This is a genomic window from Actinoallomurus purpureus, assembly GCF_024055795.1.
Classification (GTDB): Bacteria; Actinomycetota; Actinomycetes; order Streptosporangiales; family Streptosporangiaceae; genus Actinoallomurus; species Actinoallomurus purpureus.
In genome coordinates this window covers 98,690-119,543 of the sequence record NZ_JAMXMY010000009.1, presented here as the reverse complement: position 1 = coordinate 119,543, position 20,854 = coordinate 98,690, and the positions used below count along the sequence as shown (strand labels likewise).

Below are 20,854 nucleotides of genomic sequence, written 5' to 3'. Positions count from 1 at the left end.
CGTTCCATACAGCGTATGGAAGCTGGGGTGCCATCATCCCGGCGGCCTTCCTACCGTCCGTCGGCACAGCGGAGGCGGACCGAACGCATCAGGACTCGCCATCGAGGAGTGACCCATGACCGACATTCGCCCCATACGGAGCCCACGCGGCGCGCCGGTCGTCGGCAACACGCTGCAGATCCCCGCGGACGGCCCCGTCCAGTACTTCGCCGAGGTGGCCCGCCGGTACCCGGAGGGCATCTTCAGCATGGACATCGCCGGCCGGGAGCAGGTCTTCGTCTACGACCCGGACCTGGTCGCCGAGGTCTGTGACGAGACCCGCTTCGGCAAGTTCATCCGCCCGCCGCTGTCCCAGATCCGGGACTTCACCGGTGCCGGGCTGTTCACCGCCAACGACGACGAGCCGGTGTGGGGCGAGGCGCACCGGATCCTGATGCCGGCGTTCAGCCAGCGGGCCATGAAGTCGTACTTCTCGCAGATGCTGGAGATCGCCCAGGAGCTGGCGGGCAAATGGCAGCGCGCCGATGGACGGCCCGTGACGGTGGCCGACGACTTCACCCGGCTGACGCTGGACACGATCTCCCTGTCGGGGTTCGGCTACCGGTTCAACTCCTTCCGCAGCGAGGAACTGCACCCGTTCCTGACGGCGATGCAGAACGCGCTGACCGAGGCGATGCGGCGCTCGCAGGAGGTGCCGCTGGTCACCCGGCTGCGGCACACCGACGACAGGGCCTACCGGGAGAGCATCGCGACGATGCGGGACCTGGTCGACGGCGTGATCAAGGAGCGCCGCCAGGGGGCCACCAGCGGTGAGCGGGACCTGCTCAGCCTGATGATGGAGGCCTCCGACCCGGTCACCGGCAACCGGCTGGACGACGGCAATATCCGCGACCAGACGCTGACGTTCCTCATCGCCGGTCACGAGACCACCAGCGGCCTGTTGTCGTTCGCCCTGTACTCGCTGCTGCGCAACCCGCACGTGCTCGCCCAGGCGTACGCCGAGGTGGACCGGATGCTGCCGGGAGACAGCGTCCCGGACTACGAGACGATCACGAAGCTGGACGTCATCCCGCGCATCCTGGACGAGACACTGCGCCTGTGGTCGCCCATCCCGCTGATCAGCAAGGTGGCGATCGAGGACACCGTCATCGGCGGCCGCTACCCGGTGAAGAAGGGACAGAAGGTCAACCTGCTGTTCCGGCGGCTGCACGTCCACCCCACGGCATGGGAACGGCCGGACGAGTTCGACATCGACCGCTGGCTGCCGGAGAACAAGGCCGGGCATCACCCGTACGCCTACTTCCCGTTCGGCACCGGTGCCCGCGCCTGTATCGGCCGGCAGTTCGCGCTCACCGAGGCCCGCCTGGCCCTCGCGCTACTCCTGCAGAAGTTCACGTTCGCCGACCACACCGACTATCGGATGGACGTCAAGGAGGCCCTGACGTTCAAGCCGAAGGACTTCACCGTCCGGGTCCGCCCGCGCCGGGAACACGAGCGCCACGTCGTCCCGGACACCCCGGCCGAGCTGATCGACGGCGAGCGGCAGGAGGCCGCGGTCAGCGGCGTCGGGGTGGGGCTCACTGTCGCGTACGGTTCCAACCTGGGCAGCTCCGAGGACCTGGCGCACACGATCGCCGACCGCGCGGGCCGCTCGGGCTTCCACACCACGCTGACGACCTTGAACGACCTGGCCGGTGCCCTGCCCACCGAGGGCCTGCTCATCGCCGTCACCGCCAGCTACAACGGCAAGGCCCCGGACAACGCGCAGCGCTTCGATGACCTGATCGCCGCCGGGCTGCCCGAGGACTCGCTGTCCGGCGTGCGGTTCGCGGTCCTGGGGGTGGGCAACACCCAGTGGGCGGCTACCTACCAGGCCTTCCCCCGCCGGGTCGAGGAGGGGCTGCGGGCCGCCGGGGCCACTCCTTTGATCGACCGCGGCGAGGTCGACGCATCGGGCGACTTCGACGGCATGGCCTCCGCCTGGATGAGCACCCTGTGGGCGACCCTGGCCGAGGAGTACGCCGCCGACACCACGGACGACGGCGCCCCGCGCTACCAGGTCCGGCTCCTCACCGAGGCGGACGTGCGTCCCGCGATCGTCTCCGAGCACGCCTACCCGCTGACCGTGGTGGCCAACGAGGAGCTCGTCGGCGACCCGACCGGACTGTGGGACTTCCGGATCGAGCCGCCGCGCCCGTCCGCGAGGTCCATCACCGTCGAACTGCCCGACGGCGTCGGCTACACCACCGGCAACCACCTGGCCGTCTTCGCCAAGAACGACCCGGCGCTTGTGGCCCGCGCTCTCGACCGGCTCGGCGTCGACCGCGACCAGGTGCTCCGCGTGGACCAGCCGGGCGCGGGCGGCAGGACGCACCTGCCGGTGGGCGTACCCGTCACCGCCGGACTGCTGCTGACCGAGTTCCTGGAACTGCAGGACGTGGCCACCCGGTCCCAGATGGGCATCCTGGTGGAGCACACCGCATGCCCGCGGACCCGATCGCGGCTGGAGGCCTATACGGCCGACGCCGAGGAGGCCGAGCAGCGATACCGGACGGAGATCCTCGGCAAGCGGGTCTCGGTGCTCACCCTGCTAGAGCGCTTCCCCGCCGTCGAACTGCCACTGGCGGTCTTCCTGGAGATGATGGGGCCCATCCGCCCGCGCTTCTACTCCATCTCCTCCTCCTCGTTGGCCCATCCTCGCCAGGTGCGGCTGACCGTCGGCGTTGTCGAAGGGCCCGCGCTGTCCGGCGACGGTCGGTACCGCGGGCTGTGCTCGCGGTACCTGGGGCGGCTCGAGCCCGGAGAAGTGTTCTACGGCTACGTGCGCGTCCCCTCTCCGGCCTTCGCCCTGCCCGCCGACCCCGCCACGCCGCTCATCCTCATCGGTCCCGGCACGGGCATCGCGCCGCTGCGCGGTTTCCTAGAGGAGCGTGCCTGGCAGCAGGCGAACGGCGCACAGGTCGGGCCGTCCCAGGTCTTCGTCGGCTGCCGCCACCCGGAGCATGACTGGTTCTACCGGGAGGAGATGCGGGAGTGGGAGCAGGCCGGGATCGCCCAGGTGCACACCGCCTTCTCCGCGGTCCTCGATCACCCGGCCCGTTTCGTCCAGGACGCCGTCACCGCCGCCTCCGCCACCGTGTGGCAGGCCATCGAGGACGGCGCGTTCATCTACGCCTGCGGGGACGGCCGCCACATGGCGCCGGCCGTCCGCGAAGCCCTCGCCGCCGTCTACCGCAGCCACACCGGCAGCGACGACGAGGCCGCCCGGCAGTGGCTCGCCCGACTCGAGTCGGCCGGCCGCTACCAGCAGGACGTCTTCGCCTGACAGACGTTCATCGGCCGTACGGCGCACATCGGCGGCCGTACGGTCCCAGCCCCGGTCACGCACTCCGGGGCCTGCCTGGCGCCCATCGCCTCGAACCGCCAAGGATCACTACTCACAGAAAGCAGATCACCGTGGACACCATGCTCGCCGGACGTTTCCACCTCGCCGCGAAGAAATTCGTCGTGGAGGAGGTCCCGATCCCAGTGCCCGGCCCGGGCGAGGTGCTCATCGAGGTGAGGGCCGCCGGCGTGTGCCTGTCGGACCTCCACCTCATCGACGGCACCCTCTCCCCGCTGTTCGCGACCTCTGACGCGGTGACCATCGGCCACGAGGTCTCCGGCGTGATCCACACGCTCGGCCCCGGCCTCAGGCGGGGCCTGACCACGGGCGCCCGCGTCGCCCTGGAAGCCGGGCAGAGCTGTGAACAGTGCGCCGACTGCGCGCGCCGCCGCCCCTGCGCCCAGGTCCGTACCCGCGGCATCGACTACGACGGCGGCTGGGCCCAGTACGCCATCGCCCGCGAGGACACCGTCGTCCCCATCCCCGACGACCTTCCCTTCGACCAAGCGTCGATCATCCCCGACGCGGTCTCCACCCCCTACGCCGCCATCGTGTCCACCGCGGGAGTGCGGCCCGCCCAGTCCGTGGGCGTCTGGGGCGTGGGCGGAGTGGGCGCGCACAGTGTCCGCGTCGCACGCCTGGCCGGCGCCGCCCCGATCATCGCCGTCGATCCGCTGCCCGGCGCACGGAAGCGGGCCGTGGCCTTCGGTGCGGACCTCGCTCTGGACCCGGCCGCCGACGACTTCGCCGAGCAGGTCCTCGAGGCCACGGCCGGGCGGGGCCTGGACTACGCGTTCGACTGCGCCGGTGCACCCATCGCACGCGAGCAGGCCGCCGCGGTGCTGGGACAGCAGGGCGCCCTGGTCCTGGTGGGCATCACTCCCCACCCGCTCACCATCAGCGAAGGCCTGCAGTTCAACTACCTGAAGAAGCAGGTTTTCGGCCACTATGGTTCGCTGCCCGAGCACATCTACGAACTCGTGCGGCTGGCCTCCAACGGCCGCCTCGACCTGGCTCCCTCCATCACCGACCACATCCCACTGGCCGACGCCACCGACGCGATCCACCGGCTAGAGAACAAGACGGGCGACCCGATCCGTCTCATCCTCGTTCCCTGATGACTCCTCGAAAAGTCTTTTCAGCCGCTCGGGCAGGACGCCGACTCCTACGTCTGCCGCGATCGAATGGAGCATGTGACATGCCAGCCCCGGTTTTCGTCATCGGCCGTTGCCCCGGTATGGCACGGACAGTGACACTGTGGATGCAACAGGCGGGCGGCACCGTCGCGGCCGTCGGCCGGGAAAAGCAGGCCCTCGCGGCGGCCTATGACGATCCCGACATCACCGTCGATCAGGTCGACGACATCACCGCGAACGAGGGTATCCGTGCTTTGAGGCAACGTATCCGGCAAGTAGACCACATTGTGTACGTGCTCTGACGAAAGGTCGTCAGCCGCTCACGTGGGCCGTCACACGTCGGCACTTACGCGCTGTGTTGTTCGGCGAGGAGGCGGGCGAGTTCGACTCGGGAGGCGATGCCCAGCTTGCGGAAGACCTGCCTGAGGTGGAACTTCACGGTGTCTCGTGCGATGAACATCCGGGCGGCGATCTCGGGGTTGGTCAGTGCCTGGGCGGCGAGGATGGCCACGTCGCGTTCGGAGTCGGTGAGGCTCTCCCGTCCAGAGGCCGGGCGTTCGGCCTGGGTCCAGTGGCGGCGTCGTACGCCGATTCCGCGCAGGCGAGCGCGGACGCGCGCCGCATCACGCAGCGCACCGACCTCCTGGTAGGTCTCATGCGCCTGGCCGAGACGGTCGACCGCCGCCTCTCGGTCCGAATCACCGGAAGCACAGGCGTGCAGGACGCCGAGGTCCTCGGCGGCCGAGGCACGGCTCCAGGCGCTTACGTGATCGGCGGCGGCGTGGGCCAGCGCCGCGGCGTTCTCATGGAAGAGACCGTGCGCGTGCGCGGCGGACGCGGCCAGGGTGGGGAAGCCGGGATTGTCACGGGCGAGGCGTTCGGCTGTCGCGGTGACGGCCTCGGCGCCGGTGTGGTCGCCGATGGCGAGCGCGGTCCTGGTCAGCCACGCCGCGGCATCGGCTTCGACCATGAGCAGGCAGCACCGTTCGGCCGGATCGGTGTACGGGGTGCGGAGGATGTCGATCGCGCGTTCGGGACCGCCCTGTGCCTCGGCGACCAGTGCCGGGCCCCAACCGGCCCACCACCAGGCCGATATGGCCGAGGTATGACCGAATGCTGATTTGAGTCCGAGCCGCACTCCGCAGCAACAGGTCCCGAACGGGGCGGCATGGGCCCGTGGTTGCTCGCTGGTTGCTCGGATGCCACGAAACAACCCGGCACGCGGCGGCAGGATCCGGCATCGGAACCGGTGAAGTCGCGGACGAACCGGCATAGACCGGCAGTGAGAGCACTGATCTGACACGAGAGCAGCGGACTCTTAATCCGCGGGTTCGGGGGTTCAAGTCCCTGGCGGTGCACCCGCCCTGACCTGGGCGTTCTCGGTTCCACCAGGAGCGCCCAGCAATCCCGCACAAGGCCGACATTGCCCCTTCCCCGCAGCGGACCGGGCCAAGCTGGGGCCAGTTCCTGCGTGCCCAGGCGTCCGGGATTCTGGCTTGTGATTTCTTCCACGCCGACACGATCACCTTGGCGCGGCTGTACTGCTTCGCCGTCGTCGAGCACACCACACGCCGCGCCCACGTCCTGGGCGTCACCGCCAACCCGACCGCCGGGGTAGCCGAATTTCAGGCATCCAACAGGCGGCGAAGACAATCGTCGTTGTTGTTCGCGTCCCACCGCCCTCGACCGCTTCGCGGCGTGACTCAGCCTGTCCGGGGATCGGGGACGTACTTCCCCAGGGACTCGCCTCCGATCGTCACCTCGGCCAGCCGGTCGCGCATCTCCTGTCTAGCGGCCGCCTCGGCGGCGCGCACGGCTTCGACCACGAGGTCGCCCAGCGTCAGGTTGTCCACCTGGCGGCGGGCCAACTCGGTGATCCGCACCGCCGTGAGGACCCCGGCGCCGGTCACGGTCGCCACGACCCGCTCGTCGGCGCTGCTGCCCTCGAACGACGACTGAACGACCTCGGCGGCGATCGCGGAGGCCCTCTCCTTGATCTTGGGCAGCTCTTGGGCGAGTTGCTCGAGATCGATGGGCATGCCTTCCGGGGTCATCGGTTCCCTTCCGTCATCTGAACTGGTCGAGCATCCGCAAGACCGTGTTCAGGTCATCGGGTGAGGCGGGGCCGGACAGTTCCTCCATCCGCGTGGACAGGGCATCCGCGGCCGCCTTGCGACCGGTGGTGATCGCCTCCAGGCAGGCCCGGCCGAGAGCACCGGTGTTCATCTGGCGCAGGGCCAGGGGCGAGATGTGGACCGACTTGATCTGTGAGCCCAGCGTTACCGTCGCCGTCACGGTGCCGCTGGCGTCCGTCGCGGACACCGTCTCGGCGAGCACCGCCTGCAGTCGTTCCTGCATGGCGCGGACTCGCTCGGCGATGCGCCGGAACCCGATCTCGTCCGAGCCCCTCGCGTACTGTTCAAGGATGGCGCGCAGATCGGCGAACTCTGATGTCATTTCTGCATCCCCGGGTCCTTCCAGCCATGCTCCCAGTCCTGCATGGTTTGGAGTTCCGAGGACCGGAGGCTGATCGACCCCGCCTCGAGCGTGTTGCCCTTGGTGCCGAGGAACGCTTTGAGCGTGTCATAGCCCTGACTGATCGTGGAGGCCGCCAGGACCAAGCCGCCGACCACCGTGGCGAGGTCCACGAAGAGTTCCGAGGCGAAGGTGATCCATGAGGCGAGGGTGATGTTCACGGTCGTGGCCGCGGCGGGGGCCCCTACCCCGGTGGCCCCCGCCGCGTTGGCGGTCTCGCAGATCGTCGCCGCGGTGACGGTGCCGGCGACATAGCTGATCACCGAAAGACCCAGCGCGATAGCGGCGTCGCGGCAGGCGATCTGCATGTCGTTGTTGAGGTCCTTCATCGCCGCCATCGCCGGACCTATGTCGTTGTTGATGCAGGCGTAGAAGGCGTCCTTGCCGTCCCCTTCCCACTTGCCGCGATAGACGACGTTGTTCATGAGCTGCGGGACCTTGGCCGCCGCCACGTTGAGCACGCCGCGGACGTCACCCCAGCCTTCAGCGGCGGTGAAGAACGGCACGGGATCACGGAGGTTCAGCACCGCCGCACTGATCAGGGAACCCTCGATCACGATGAACGAGACACCGAACGGTAATGATGCCTGGAGTAACCCCATCGACGAGAAGACGACCGAGGCGACCGCGCCGCCACCCACGACGGCGCCGGATACGATCTGGCCGCCGCTCGGCGCCGTGTTCATGGAATGGGCGAGCGGCGACGAAGGAGCGGTGATCGGCTTGCCCCCGAACAGTTTGGTGTTCTCCGCCTCCATGTTCTGGTAGTGGTTCGCCACCCGGGTCAGCGCCAGGCCGATGGTCGTCAGCACGTCGCCCAGCGCATGCGTAGAGAGATCCAGCGCCTCCCACGCCTGTGAGTAGGCGTCCTTGAAACCCATGTCCACCAGCGGAAAGGCCGTCCAGGGAAGTGAACCCTGCACGACGCCCGGCTGAACCTGGGTCTTGAACTCATCGCCATACTTGACATAAGTATCGGCCGCCTCGCGCAGACCGACCACATCAACTGTCAGACCCATGATGCTCCCCCGTTCACACGACCCCCTCAACGGGCACAAGCTCGACTGCAACAAGATTAACAGTAAAGTATTTTGCGTACATCTCCTCGACCGGGAGCAGTGAATGGGCAACGACTGGCCGATCTACGCGCTCGAAATCCTTCTCGTCGTCACCTGGATGGCAGTCCTCTACATTGCGGGCTCGCGCAACATCCGGGCGATCAGAGCGAAGACACGCGCCGCGCGCGCCTCACTCGAGGTGCCACCCAGGGTGATCGTCTTTGGCGAGGCGTCGGCGCTCACGGAGGTTCGCGAGCCGTTGTCGGTGGCCATCCATTCCTGCCTGGTGGAATTCTTCGGCAAGGCCGACGACGAGACCTATCGGCCATACCAGCGCTACGTTCCGCTCCCCGCCGAGAACATCGAGGTCCCGCGCTCCAACGGATACCTGATGATCGATGTGGAAGTGTGCGAGGGCCTGATCGCCCCGAGCCGTCACTTGCTGCTCATGACCCTGCACGAACGACTCAATCTGCCCGACGCCGACATCCGACTGCTGGAGATACCGGGACCGAACTGGATGGTCAACGGGCGCATCACGACCGATTAGGAGTTCTCCGGTGCCGCCGAATGAGCGATCCGAATCCCGTTCTTGACGTTTTCTTTACGCGAGCCGGGCATTTCCGGTCGGTTCCTGTAGGACTTTGTTAGTGGGTGTTATCTGTGGGATGATCTTGATGTGACTCCGGCTGAGCCGACCGAATCCCGTGGCGATCTTGAGGATTTGCACGCGCCGAGCTCATCCGCCGATACTACTGGACTGAAGCCGGTCTATCCCAAGGCGGGATATCACCGTGATATTACTTTGCCGGGGCCCGAGGATAAGGGTCTGCGACATCAGGGCATCAAATAGTCAATTACGGCCCGACCATTACCGTCTCCGACTGGCCTCAACGTCGACAGCCACGATTCCGCCACCACCGGCGGCACTGGCGGATGGGATTCCATCGACTTCCCGGCCGTGACCGCACGGTACGTGCGCATGCTCGGCGAAGTACGCGCCACTAAATACGGATTCTCCTGACGGCAAGCGTTCCGTGTCGACGGAAGCGCGGACCTGCGCCCGCGAGAACTAATCCGAACACGGACTATCTCGGAAGGCATGGAGCTGAAGCGAGATGTAGCAAGACGAAACGCGGAACGAACGTCCGTCAGCGGTCCTCGAGCAGGCCCTCCCAGTGACCGGCCAGCCTCGTGAGCTCCCGCATGATCCGGTCGCGCTCGGCCCCCTCGTAACCGCGCAGCAACTCCTCGTCCAGCGCACGGACCAGCCGGTTCACCTCGGCCAGCCGCCGCGCGCCCTCCTCGGTCAGATAGAGCAGCTTGCGCCGCCCGTCATGCAAAGCCGTCTGCCGGACGATCAGGCCGGCTTCTTCCATCCGGCGCACCACGTCGGTCATCGTGGACCGGTCCAGCGCGACCGACGATGCCAGCGACCCCTGATCCACCCCCGGATGGCTGTCGACCGCGGTCAGCACCGCGAACTGCGGGCCGGTCAGCACCGGGTCCACGACCCGCGTCCAGAGCGCGACGTACGACTGGTAGATCCGCCGGGCCAGGTATCCGGGGGCGGCCATCAGCGCGGCAGGCGTCGTGACCGCCTCCCGCTCCCGCTCGGCATCGGCTGTCATGCTTCTACCTTGCCACGGCCTCCATGGTGCGACGCCTCGGCTGATCTCAAAGCCGAGCCGGTTCCGCACCGCCGCTGAGACCGCGATCCGGGGACGGAACATGAAGCCGGGGCCTGCTCACACGCCGGCCGCAGGCAGAGCTCGCCGAGGGCCGACGTTTCGCGATGTTTCAGCCGGGTTGGATACGGTTCGAACGCTTGCTTTTTCAGATAGTCCGTGTTCGGATTACCCCCCACGGATGCAGCCCGGACTTTCGACGGTACGGGAGGCGTGTTGTTGTCGGAACGCCCGGCGTACGGCCGCGAAGACTTCCGTTCCTGTTGTGACGGTGACAGCACAACGCGTGTTGCGCGCGGAAGGACACCATGACGGACACCAAACTCACCATCGACGGCGTCGAGGTCAGGTTCGGAGAGGCACTCGCGCTGGCCGAGACGGGCCTCGAGGTGAAGAACGGGGAGTTCATCACCTTCGTCGGTCCATCGGGCTGCGGCAAGACCACGCTGATGAACGTGGTCGCAGGCCTCCAACGGCCGACGAGTGGCCGGGTGCTCATGGACGGCCAGGACATCAGCGGTCGTCCCGGCCATGTCGGCTACATGTTCCAGAAGGACCTGCTCGTCCCCTGGCGTACGGTCACCGGCAACATCGTGCTCGGCGCCGCCCTCACCGGCCGAGCCACCAATGCCGACCGCGCCGACGCCCGTGAACTCGCCCGCCGGTACGGCCTCGGCGACTTCGTCGACCACTACCCGCATGCCCTGTCCGGCGGTATGCGGCAGCGCGTCGCGCTCATGCGCACCCTCGCCTTCCACAAGGACGTACTGCTGCTCGACGAGCCGTTCGGCGCCCTCGACGCGCAGACCCGGCTGGAGATGCAGCAGTGGCTGCTCCAGGTGTGGGCCGACTCGGGACGCACGGTCCTGTTCATCACGCACGACGTGGACGAGGCGGTCTTCCTGGCGGACCGGGTCGTGGTCATGTCACCCAGGCCCGGCCGCATCCAGGCGATCCACGACGTCGGCCTGCCCAGGCCGCGCACGGTGGACACTCTGCTCACTCCGGACTTCATGGAGCTGAAGAGCCAGGTCCTCGCCGGTCTCTACCACCACATGGAGGGCTGAATGAAGGCCGTGCGCCTGGCGACCCCGCTGTTCGCCGTCCTGCTCGTCGCCGCGGTGTGGCAACTCGCCGTGTCCGTCTTCAAGGTTCCCGCGTACGTGCTGCCCAGCCCCTCCCAGACGTGGTCCGCGCTGGGGGACGACTGGACGAACATCCGCAGCCTCGCGGCTCAGACCCTGTACGAGTCGGCCATCGGCTTCCTGGTGGGCGCGGGTATCGGCTTCGCGCTGGCCGTCGCGATGGCCCACGTGAAGATCGCGCACCGGGTGCTCTACCCGATTCTGATCGCCACCCAGGCCGTGCCCATCGTCGCGATCGCCGCGCCGCTGGTCATCATCCTCGGGTACGGGCTGGCTCCGAAGCTCGTCATCGTCGGCCTGATCGTGTTCTTCCCGGTGGTCGTCAACGTCCTGGACGGCCTCAGCGGCATCGACGCGGGCATGGTCAACCTCGCCCGTTCCATGGGCGCCGGGCCCGTGAAGATCTTCCTGCTGATCCGGCTCCCCGCCACGCTCAGCCCGCTGTTCTCAGCGCTGAAACTCGGCGCCGCATACGCCGTGACCGGTGCGGTCATCGGCGAATGGACCGCCTCGATCACGCCCGGCCTCGGCAAGGACCTCCTGCTGAAGAACTCACGCCTGGACACCGCCGGCGTCTATGCCGACGTTCTGCTGCTCACCGCCATCGGCATCGGCGGCTTCCTGCTCATGACCATCCTCGAACGCGTCGCCACCCCATGGCGCACCCGAAGCACAGCCCGCCGCTGGTTCCGCCGATAATCGGCGTCGACAGGAAAGGCCGAAATCAATGAAGACCTCCAAGTGGTTCGCGGCGAGCGCGTTGCTCCCGCTGTGGCTGGCCTCCGCCTGCGGCGGTGCCGGGGCCTCGAGCGGCAAGACCGCCGACGGCCTCACCAAGGTCAAGGTGGCTCCGGACTGGATCGCCGCCGACATCACGTGGATCCCCTACACCGTCGGGATCAGCAACGGCTTCTACAAGGCGGCCGGCCTGGACGTCTCGCTCGTCCCGCCGCCGGACAACTCCTCCTCCGTGAAGATCGTCGCCAGCGGCCAGGCCGACATCGCCGAGACGACGCTGACCGACCAGGTCTTCGCGGCCAAGCAGAGCCTGCCGGTGATCTCCATCGCGAACCTGTCGCAGACCAACAACTGGGGATTCTTCACGAAGACCGGCGCGAAGCTCGCCTCTCCTGCCGCGCTCAAGGGCATGAAGGTCGGCGTCTTCGACGACGCGTGGACCAAGGCGATGCTCGGCGTCGTCCTGCGGAAGGCCGGGCTGAAGGCCACCGACATCCAGCAGGTCACCGCGACCGACAGCGACATCCCCCTGCTCATCGCCGGGAAGATCGACGTCGCCACGAACACCACGAACTTCGGTCCTCCCTCGTACGCCGAGAAGACCGGCGCACAGCCGGAGACCATGCCGGCGACCGGCCTGGGCGCCCCCGACATCCCGATCTGGAACTACGCGGCCAGCACCCGGTGGCTGCAGAAGAACCCCGACCTCGCCCGCAAATGGCTGGCCGCGACCGCCAAGGCCACCGAGTGGGCCATCGCGAACCCCGACGCCGCGGTCAAGGCGTATGAGGCCTACCACAAGCTCAAGCCGAGCGGTTACGCCACGGACCTGGCGGAGTGGAAGGCCACGGTCCCGCTGCTGAAGGGCTCGACCGGCCTGTTCACGGCCACCGACGGCCAGTGGACGCAACTGACGCAGGCGCTCGTGGCCGCCGGACAGCTCGACAAGGCGCTCCCCCCGTCGACGTACTACACCAACAAGTACATCGGATGATGAGCACAGTGCCGACACCGCTGATAATCGACACCGATCCGGGGCTGGACGACGCGCTCGCCATCCTGCTGGCGCTCGGCAGCCCCGAGGTCGACCTGATCGGCGTCACGACCGTCGCCGGGAACACGAGCCTGGCCAACACCACCGACAACGCGCTACGGATCCTGGAACTGGCCGGGCGTACCGACATCCCGGTGGCCGCGGGCGCGTCGCGCGCGCTCATCCGCGAGGCGCCGCGGACCGCCGAGTACGTCCACGGCTCCGACGGCCTGGGCGGGCTGCCGCTGCCCGCGCCCAGCGTCCCGCCCGTGGCCTCGCACGCGGTGACGTTCCTCGCCGAGCGGCTGCTGTCGACGCCGAAGCCGGTGACGGTGGCGGCCATCGGCCCGCTCACCAACATCGCGCTGCTGGTCGCCACCCATCCGGAAGCGGCCGCCCGCATCGGCCGCCTGGTGGTGATGGGCGGTGCCGCGCGCGGTGGGAATGTAGCGCCGACGGCGGAGTTCAACATCTGGTCCGATCCGGAGGCCGCCCACCGGGTGTTCTCCGCCGGTCTGCCGCTGACCATGATCGGTCTGGATGTGACCGACCGCTCGGTCATCACCGTGGGCGACGTGAACGGCATGGGCGACGGCCGGGTCGCCCGGTTCGTCGAGGACTCGGTCGGCTTCTACGGCCGCTTCCACCAGGACCGCTACGGCACGACCGACACCTACCAGCACGACGCCCTCGCGCTCGCCGAGGTGATCATCCCGGGCATCGTCGAGACCAGCCACCACTACGTGACGGTCGACTGTGGCGAAACACTGAGCCGCGGCACCACCATCGTGGACCTGAACGACGTCACAGGTCATCCGCCCAACGCCCACGTAGCGCTGGAGTTCGACCACCCGCGTTTCGTGGAGGTCCTGGTCGGCCGCCTGAAAGACCTCGACACCAAGGTGCGGTGATCTCTGGCAGGCACGCCCTAGGGTGTGGCCGCCGGGGTGGGCGGCACGTCGGCGCGGTTCAGTCGAACGGGTCCAGCGTCACGTACGCCGTGGTCGGGTTGGAATCGTTGACGAGGGACTCGAAGTTGCCCACGTCGTCGAAGGCGAAGGCGTACGCCTTGCCGTCCTGCATCTGGGCGTGGATCTTGCGCGCGTAGTGGTTGGTCACCACGTCCTGGTAGAAGTCCGCGGCGTTGGTGTCCGGTTGGGTGGTGCTGGTGAGCAGGGTGCTGCGGTTGAAGCCCGCGCACAGCGTCCGGGAGATCGGGCCGCGGACCTGGTCGTTGGGTGCGTCCAGCAGCTTGTAGCAGCCGAAGATGCTGTCCGCGTCGGGCTTCTGGAAGCTGGTGACGATCTGGCCGGCGCTGTTGGTGAAGTTCATGACGTTGCCGGAAACGCGGCCGTAGTACCGGACGCTGGGCTGGTCGGCGAACGGCTGCACGGTGAGGGTCGCCGAGCTGTACTTGGCCCAGACCCGGTTGACGTAGTCGTCCATCACGTTCGACGGCAACACTCCGGCGGCGATCCCATGGCCGGGCGATATGGCCCGCAGGATGTTGCCGCTCGAGTCGCGCTGGATCAGGTTGGCCCAGCCGCCGGGCTGTCCGGTGAGAGCGTTGAAGAAGCCACGGTAACCGCCGGACTTGAGATGACCGGTGTTGCGCACTGTCCCGCTCGTGTTCTTGACACCGACGGCATACGGTGCGGAGAACATATCGACCTGCGTGCTGTTGATCCACAGGCCGGCGTCATTCAGCGTGTACTCGCTCCAGTTGAACAGGATGTTGCGGTTCGGATCGGACGGATTGTTCACGTCCGGCTGGACCAGCCCACCGGTCGTCACGAAGAACTTGAGCTTCTGGCCGTAGGAGAAGTACACCCGCCCGGAGAACTTGGGCAGCTGGATGGTGATCGACTGGCCGTTCCCGGGTCCCGGGATCGACGCGTCGGGCGCGGCCGTCGGCGGCGTGCCACCCGCCGGCCATGCGTGGAAGCCGCCACCGGCGTCCGCCCATCCCTGCTGACCGGTCGCCAGGTTGGTACCCAGCACGTAAAGGTAGACGGGATCCGTCCGGCCGGAACCGTTCGCCACCTGCAACGGAATGGTCGCGGTGGTGACGGTGGCCTCCGCCGTGGGCGTGACGGCCATGATCGAGCCGCCTGCCACGACCGCAGCCGCGATCAGCAGTCCATACAGCTTGCGCATTCTCACCTCTCCTATCTCCTGGAGAGCAGGCAGAAGCCGCCCTGGGCACGCGATCGCCGTCTCGCCGGCTGATCGCTTCCCCAGCCGGCCTCAGAATTCGTCCGCGAACGCTCGAAGCTCTTCATCGCGAGAGCGCCCTCAGGATGGCTTCTTTACTATTTCGAGTCAATAGGAAAGTTAGCTTTCTGTTTACCGCGTCGGGTGGAGGCCGAGGTTCGGGTGCGCTGACGCGCGAGCCAGGCGGCTCGGTCCACCCGGGCGACTCGCCGATGCGTACGGCATCGTCGGCCTCGACCCCCGAGGGCCGGCCACAGCACGCCGGTCTCGTCCGGTAAGCCTCGCGACCCCCAAGACGCGGGTGCGGGGCGAGCGAGGGAAGGGCACTCCCGGAGGAGGTCGGCGACGCGGACGCCGTCGCGCCGCTGGGCGAGCATCGTCCCCCTCCTCGCGCCGGGGCACCGAGCATCTCCCTCGAAGCGACAGATGTCAACACTACTCAACAGGATGTGGATCGGGTCTTGTTGGTTCGTGTTGGCAATGGTACGAATGACCGCGATCAGACCTCGTAACTCAACGGAAATCTCATGGGCGGCCGGACCGGAAGGTAGGAAAGCTCAACCAGATCCCCGAGATGTGGCCGTTGGACGTCCTCCGCCGTCCGCCGGTCGCCGGGGCGGCGTGGTGCCGCTACGCCGCGCCGCCCCACACCCGTGCGCGATCCCCCCGCCACCCCAGAGGAGACCAGCATGCGCACCGTCCGTTCTCTCACCTCCGCCCTCGCCGCGCTCGCGGTGAGCGCCGCATCCGCCGTGGCGCTCACCCTCGCCTCGGCCGCCTCCGCACCCCCGGCGGCCGCCCTTGAGAACGGCCTGGCCCGGACCCCGCAGATGGGGTTCAACAACTGGAACGCCACCCACTGCGACGCCGACTTCAATGAGGAAATGGTCAAGGGCATCGCCGACCTGTTCGTGTCCTCGGGACTGAAGGACGCCGGGTACCAGTACGTCAACCTCGACGACTGCTGGGCCGAGAAGAACCGTGACGCGAACGGCGACTACGTCCCGAACGCCACGAGGTTCCCCCACGGCATCAAGACGCTCGCCGACTACGTCCACTCCAAGGGCCTGAAGTTCGGCCTCTACACCAGCGCCGGCACGCTCACCTGCGCCCAGACGATGCCCGGCTCCCTCGGCCACGAGCAGCAGGACGCGCGGCTGTGGGCGTCCTGGGGCGTGGACTACCTGAAGTACGACAACTGCAACAACCAGGGCATCGACGCGGTCACGCGCTACACCGCCATGCGCGACGCGCTGGCCGCCACCGGCCGGCCGATCCTGTTCTCGATGTGCGAGTGGGGCGAGAACAAGCCCTGGCTGTGGGCCAAGGACGTCGGCAACTCCTGGCGCACCACCGGCGACATCTTCGACAACTACCCCTCGATGCTGTCGATCATCCACCAGAACATGACACTCGCCCCGTACGCCGGCCCCGGCCACTGGAACGACCCCGACATGCTCGAGGTCGGCAACGGCGGCATGACCGAGACCGAGTACCGCTCGCACTTCAGCCTCTGGTCGGTGATGGCCGCCCCGCTGCTCATCGGTACCGACCTGCGCAAGGCCTCGGCCGCGACCATGAAGATCCTCACCAACCGGGACGTCATCGCGGTCGACCAGGACCCGCTCGGCGTCCAGGGCGCGCCGATCAGCACGGACGGCGGACGCGACGTGTTCGTCAAGCCCCTGAAGGGCGGCGACCGGGCGGTCGCGCTGTTCAACGAGTCCGACGGACCGCAGCGGATCAGCACGTCGGCGGCCGCAGCCGGCCTGCCCGCCGCGCCCGCCTACACGGTCCGTGACCTGTGGGCGCACACCACTCGCGAGACCGCCGGGGCGATCGCCGCGACCGTCCCCGCGCACGGCACCGTCCTGCTCCGAGTGTCCGCCGACCGGGCGTGGGCGCAGTACCCGCCGGCGGTCGACGTCGGCGTCGGCCTGTCCGTTCCCTACCCCGGTGCCGTGCCCATCATCCAACCCGGCACGCCGACCACCGTCACGACGACGGTCACCAACGCCGGGCGGAAGCCGGCGCTGGAGGTCCGCACCCGCCTGACCGCGCCGGACGGCTGGACCGTACGGCCCGCGTCCCCGTCGAACACGCCCGCCCTCGGCACCGACAAGTCCTTCACCACCTCCTGGACGGTCACCCCGCCGCAGGACGCCTCCAGTGTCCACGACCTGAGCGCGGCCACGACCTACGCCGATGGCTCGGCGGAGTCCACCGTTCAGGTGACCGCGTTGAAGCTGACGACGCCGCCGACCGGCACCACGTACCTGAGCGACCTGCCGTGGGTGCGGTCGACGAACGGCTGGGGGCCGGTGGAGAAGGACATGAGCAATGGTGAGGCGGGGGCCGGCGACGGTCACCCGATCACCATCAATGGCGTCGTCTACAAGAAGGGCCTGGGCGCGCACGCGCTGAGCACCATCGAGTACTACGCCGCCAAGAAGTGCACCTCCGTGGCGGCCGACGTCGGCGTGGACGACGAGAAGACCTCGAACGGCTCGGTGACCTTCGAGATCTGGGCCGACGGCGCCAAGGTCGCCGGCAGCGGCCTGCTCACGACCGCCGACCCGGCGGCGCACCTGACGGCGAACGTCGCCGGGGCGACCATGGTCCGCCTCATCGTCACCGACGGCGGCAACGGGAACGACAGCGACCACGCCGACTGGGCCGACGCCCGCATCACCTGCACCTGACCACGCGGTGGGGCGGCCTCCGGGCCGCCCCACCCGACATCTGAAGGCCGTCCGGCCGCCGGCCGGGCTTCGGACCCCTACACCCTCGGCTCGCACCTCACACCCGCGCAGCGGCAGCGCGTGGAGATCCTGCGCGCCCTCACCACCGACGCGAAGGTCATCGCGTTCGACCAGCCGATTCCCGCAAGCAAAGGATGCCGACAATGACACGTCCATCGAGGCTCACGCCCGTATGGGTGCTGGCCCTGCTCGCTGCCCTGCTCGCTTCTCTGCTCGTGGGGGGTGCCGCTCCGGCGCGCGCCGCCACCACCACCTCCATCACCGTCGACGGGAGCCAGAGCGGCCGGACGTTCGACGGTATCGGAGCGATCAGCGGGGGCGGCGGAAACTCACGCCTCCTCAGAGACTATCCGGCAGCACAGCGGTCACAGATCCTGGACTATCTGTTCAAGCCCGGCTACGGCGCCGACCTGCAGCTGCTGAAGTTGGAGATCGGCGGGGACGCCAACTCCACCGATGGCTCCGAGCCGTCGATCGAGCACTCCCGCGGCACGATCAACTGCAACGCCGGTTATGAGTTCTGGCTCGGTGAGCAGGCCAAGGCGCGTAATCCCGACATCGGTCTGTACGGGCTGGCATGGGCCGCCCCGGGCTGGATCAACGACGGATTCTGGTCCACCGACACGATCAACTACCTGATCTCTTGGCTGGACTGCGCCAAGCAGCACGATTTGAAGATCAAGTACCTCGGTGGCTGGAACGAACGCGGCCACGACGCCAACTGGTTCGTCCAGCTGCGCTCCGCGCTGGACTCCCACGGATACAAGGGCGTTCAGCTCGTCGCCGACGACAGCGGCTGGAGCGTGGCCGACGACATGGCGAAGAACCCCGCGTTCAACGACGCGGTCTCCATCATCGGTACCCACTACTCCTGCGAGGGCGGTGACGGCGGCAGCGCCAACACCTGCTCCAGCACCGCCACGGCTCGCGACAGCGGCAAGCCACTGTGGGACAGCGAAAACGGCTCGCAGGACATGAACATCGGCGCGCCCGCACTGATCCGCGCGATCGTCCGCGGCTACATCGACGCCAAGATGACCAGCTTCTTCAACTGGCCGCTCATCGCGGCGCTCTACCCGAACCTGCCCTTCAACACCACCGGCCTGGCCACCGCCGGCTCCCCTTGGTCGGGCAACTACACCATCGGCGCCAGCACCTGGGCGACCGCCCAGGTCACCCAGTTCACCCGGCCCGGCTGGAAGTTCATCGACAGCGCTTCGGGCTATCTCGGCGGGTCGGAGGCCAACGGCACGTACGTGACGCTGAAGTCGGCCAAGGGCGCCGACTACTCCACCATCCTGGAGACCACGACATCCAGTTCGGCGCAGACCGTGAACGTCCACGTCCAGGGCGGCCTGTCCACCGACAGGGTCCACGTGTGGGCCACCGACGTCAACGCGCCCAGCGGATCCACCTCCTTCGTCCACACCGCCGACATCACGCCCAGCAACGGCTCGTATTCCCTGACGATGCAGCCGGGCTACGTCTACACCGTCAGCACCCTCGGCGGGCAGGGCAAGGGCACCACCACCGCGCCCGCCGACCACCCGCTCGCCCTGCCCTATACCGACGACTTCGACCGCGTCGCCACCAACGCGGAGGCGAAGTACCTCTCCGACATGCAGGGTTCCTTCGAGGCACGCCCGTGCGCAGCCGGCCGCGGCGGCCAGTGCATCCAGCAGGTCACGCCGGTCAAGCCCATCGAGTGGCAGCAGGACTCCGACGCGTACACGTTGCTGGGCGACACCACCTGGGCGAACTACACCGTCAAAGTGGACGTGGACCTGCAGCAGGCCGGCACGGTGACACTGCTCGGGCGGGCGGGCAAACAGAACCGGCCGCAGAGCCACCAGGCCGCCTACCAGTTGCGCATCGCCGACACCGGTGCCTGGTCGATCGCGAAGAACACCGCCACCGGCACCCAGACCACGTTGACGTCCGGCACCCATTCCGGCCTCGGCCTGAACACCTGGCACACCATCAGCCTCGGGTTCTCGGGCAACCAGATCACCGCCTCCTTGGACGGCGCCACGCTCGGCACGGTGACGGACAGCTCCTACGTCACGGGCCAGGTCGGTCTCGGCGTCGTCGGCTACCAGACCGACATGTTCGACAACCTCGCCGTCACCGCGAACCCGCCCGGCAACCTCGCCGGCGTCCTGAAGGGCCGCCAGTCCGGCCGCTGCGCCGGCGTGACCGGCGCCTCGCAGGCCAACGGCACGGCCGTGGCTCTGTGGGACTGCACCGGTGGCGCCGACCAGCAGTGGACGCTCACCCCGCAGCAACAGTTGCAGGTGTACGGCAACAAGTGCCTGAGCGTCGCCGGCGATGGCACCGCCGACGGCACTGCCGCGCAGATCGACGACTGCAACGGCACTCGCGCACAGCAGTGGGCGGTCAACCCGGACGGCACAGTGTTGAACGTCGGCTCCGGCAAGTGCCTCGACTCCGCCGCTCAGGGCACGGACAACGGCACCCCGCTGCAGATCTGGGGTTGCAACGGCGGGGCCGACCAGCAGTGGGGCCGGGGTGTCACCGCCGGGGTCATCCGCGGCCAGCAGTCCGGCCGGTGCGTCGACGTGCCCGGCTTCTCACAGACCAACGGAACCGCGTTGGCGCTGTGGGACTGCAACAGCGGCACCAACCAGCAGTGGACCTCCACCGCCTCGAACCAGCTGACCGTGTACGACACCAAGTGCCTCGATGTGTCCGGCGGGGGCACGACGGACGGCACCCCGGTGATCATCTGGGACTGCACCGGCGCCAGTAACCAGCAGTGGATGGTCCGCGCCGACGGCACCGTCGTCGGCGTAGGTTCCGGCAAGTGCCTCGACGCCACCGCCGGCGGCACCTCCAACAGCACCCCCTTGGAGATCTGGACCTGCAACGGCGGCGCCAACCAGCGGTGGAACTGGTCCTCATGAACAAGGACACCGCACTGGAACATGAGCCGGCTGTACTGCCCGGGCAGGTCGGTTGAGGACGTGTGACGACACGGCCTGAATGTGCGTGATGGCGAAGGCCTCCGGTTGTGGAGTGGGACTTGGGAACCGCTCCACAACCGGAGGCCTGCGTGTTCCACGCTAACGCTGCCCTCACTCCTCGCGCGCGTCTCCAACACGGTGAACGGCAGTAATGTCGAAGCCGGCATCCCGGTCGG

Annotated in this window: 16 protein-coding genes; 10 read left to right on the top strand and 6 right to left on the bottom strand. The window is 68.1% G+C overall.

Annotation, left to right across the window (positions count from 1 at the left end):
* Window positions 1-115: 115 nt before the first annotated feature.
* The 3 genes from NE236_RS18330 (at window position 116) to NE236_RS18320 (ending at window position 4,823) form a co-directional block, all read left to right on the top strand.
* Window positions 116-3,325, top strand: a complete 3,210-nt coding sequence (locus NE236_RS18330) for a bifunctional cytochrome P450/NADPH--P450 reductase (protein WP_252843233.1) — start codon at window positions 116-118, stop codon at window positions 3,323-3,325.
* Between the two features lie 140 nt (window positions 3,326-3,465).
* Window positions 3,466-4,503 carry a zinc-binding dehydrogenase gene (locus NE236_RS18325; protein ID WP_252843232.1) on the top strand — a complete coding sequence of 346 codons (1,038 nt, stop codon included), beginning with the start codon at window positions 3,466-3,468 and terminating at the stop codon, window positions 4,501-4,503.
* 131 nt (window positions 4,504-4,634) lie between these two features.
* On the top strand, window positions 4,635-4,823 hold the full coding sequence (locus NE236_RS18320; RefSeq protein ID WP_252843231.1) for a hypothetical protein: 189 nt from the start codon (window positions 4,635-4,637) through the stop codon (window positions 4,821-4,823).
* Window positions 4,824-4,867: 44 nt separating this feature from the next.
* Here NE236_RS18320 and NE236_RS18315 read toward each other — a convergent pair whose 3' ends face one another.
* The 4 genes from NE236_RS18315 to NE236_RS18300 all read right to left on the bottom strand — a co-directional run bounded on the left by NE236_RS18315 (window position 4,868) and on the right by NE236_RS18300 (window position 8,075).
* The gene (locus NE236_RS18315; protein ID WP_252843230.1) at window positions 4,868-5,659 is read right to left on the bottom strand and encodes a helix-turn-helix transcriptional regulator; all 792 of its coding nucleotides are present in this window, start codon (window positions 5,657-5,659) and stop codon (window positions 4,868-4,870) included.
* A 565-nt stretch (window positions 5,660-6,224) separates the two neighbouring features.
* Entirely contained in the window at window positions 6,225-6,560 is a 336-nt protein-coding gene (locus NE236_RS18310; RefSeq protein WP_252843229.1) for a YbaB/EbfC family nucleoid-associated protein, read from the bottom strand.
* A 28-nt stretch (window positions 6,561-6,588) separates the two neighbouring features.
* On the bottom strand, window positions 6,589-6,978 hold the full coding sequence (locus tag NE236_RS18305) for a YbaB/EbfC family nucleoid-associated protein (protein ID WP_252843228.1): 390 nt from the start codon (window positions 6,976-6,978) through the stop codon (window positions 6,589-6,591).
* Window positions 6,975-8,075, bottom strand: coding sequence for a WXG100 family type VII secretion target (locus tag NE236_RS18300; RefSeq protein WP_252843227.1), 1,101 nt, complete (start codon window positions 8,073-8,075; stop codon window positions 6,975-6,977). The genes NE236_RS18305 and NE236_RS18300 overlap by 4 nt, the downstream gene beginning before the upstream one ends.
* A gap of 103 nt (window positions 8,076-8,178) precedes the next feature.
* On the opposite strand from NE236_RS18300, the gene NE236_RS18295 reads away from it, so the two are divergent.
* The gene (locus NE236_RS18295; RefSeq protein ID WP_252843226.1) at window positions 8,179-8,664 is read left to right on the top strand and encodes a hypothetical protein; all 486 of its coding nucleotides are present in this window, start codon (window positions 8,179-8,181) and stop codon (window positions 8,662-8,664) included.
* 601 nt (window positions 8,665-9,265) lie between these two features.
* On the opposite strand, the gene NE236_RS18290 is transcribed toward NE236_RS18295, so the two are convergent.
* Window positions 9,266-9,745, bottom strand: coding sequence for a MarR family winged helix-turn-helix transcriptional regulator (locus NE236_RS18290; protein ID WP_252843225.1), 480 nt, complete (start codon window positions 9,743-9,745; stop codon window positions 9,266-9,268).
* 365 nt (window positions 9,746-10,110) lie between these two features.
* On the opposite strand from NE236_RS18290, the gene NE236_RS18285 reads away from it, so the two are divergent.
* From NE236_RS18285 to NE236_RS18270, 4 genes are read left to right on the top strand one after another with little or no spacing between them, the layout of a single operon-like run.
* Window positions 10,111-10,869, top strand: coding sequence for an ABC transporter ATP-binding protein (locus NE236_RS18285; protein WP_252843224.1), 759 nt, complete (start codon window positions 10,111-10,113; stop codon window positions 10,867-10,869).
* Window positions 10,870-11,646: an ABC transporter permease gene (locus tag NE236_RS18280; protein WP_252843223.1), complete on the top strand. Its 777-nt coding sequence runs from the start codon at window positions 10,870-10,872 to the stop codon at window positions 11,644-11,646.
* Window positions 11,647-11,674: 28 nt separating this feature from the next.
* The gene (locus NE236_RS18275) at window positions 11,675-12,679 is read left to right on the top strand and encodes an ABC transporter substrate-binding protein (protein ID WP_252843222.1); all 1,005 of its coding nucleotides are present in this window, start codon (window positions 11,675-11,677) and stop codon (window positions 12,677-12,679) included.
* A gap of 8 nt (window positions 12,680-12,687) precedes the next feature.
* The gene (locus NE236_RS18270) at window positions 12,688-13,629 is read left to right on the top strand and encodes a nucleoside hydrolase (protein ID WP_252843221.1); all 942 of its coding nucleotides are present in this window, start codon (window positions 12,688-12,690) and stop codon (window positions 13,627-13,629) included.
* A 58-nt stretch (window positions 13,630-13,687) separates the two neighbouring features.
* Here NE236_RS18270 and NE236_RS18265 read toward each other — a convergent pair whose 3' ends face one another.
* Entirely contained in the window at window positions 13,688-14,875 is a 1,188-nt protein-coding gene (locus tag NE236_RS18265) for a glycoside hydrolase family 64 protein (protein ID WP_252843220.1), read from the bottom strand.
* Between the two features lie 746 nt (window positions 14,876-15,621).
* Between NE236_RS18265 and NE236_RS18260 the strand changes: the two genes are divergently transcribed.
* Together NE236_RS18260 and NE236_RS18255 are read left to right on the top strand one after the other, a co-directional pair.
* Window positions 15,622-17,634, top strand: a complete 2,013-nt coding sequence (locus tag NE236_RS18260; protein WP_252843219.1) for an NPCBM/NEW2 domain-containing protein — start codon at window positions 15,622-15,624, stop codon at window positions 17,632-17,634.
* A gap of 203 nt (window positions 17,635-17,837) precedes the next feature.
* Window positions 17,838-20,618: a ricin-type beta-trefoil lectin domain protein gene (locus tag NE236_RS18255; protein ID WP_252843218.1), complete on the top strand. Its 2,781-nt coding sequence runs from the start codon at window positions 17,838-17,840 to the stop codon at window positions 20,616-20,618.
* Window positions 20,619-20,854: the final 236 nt, after the last annotated feature.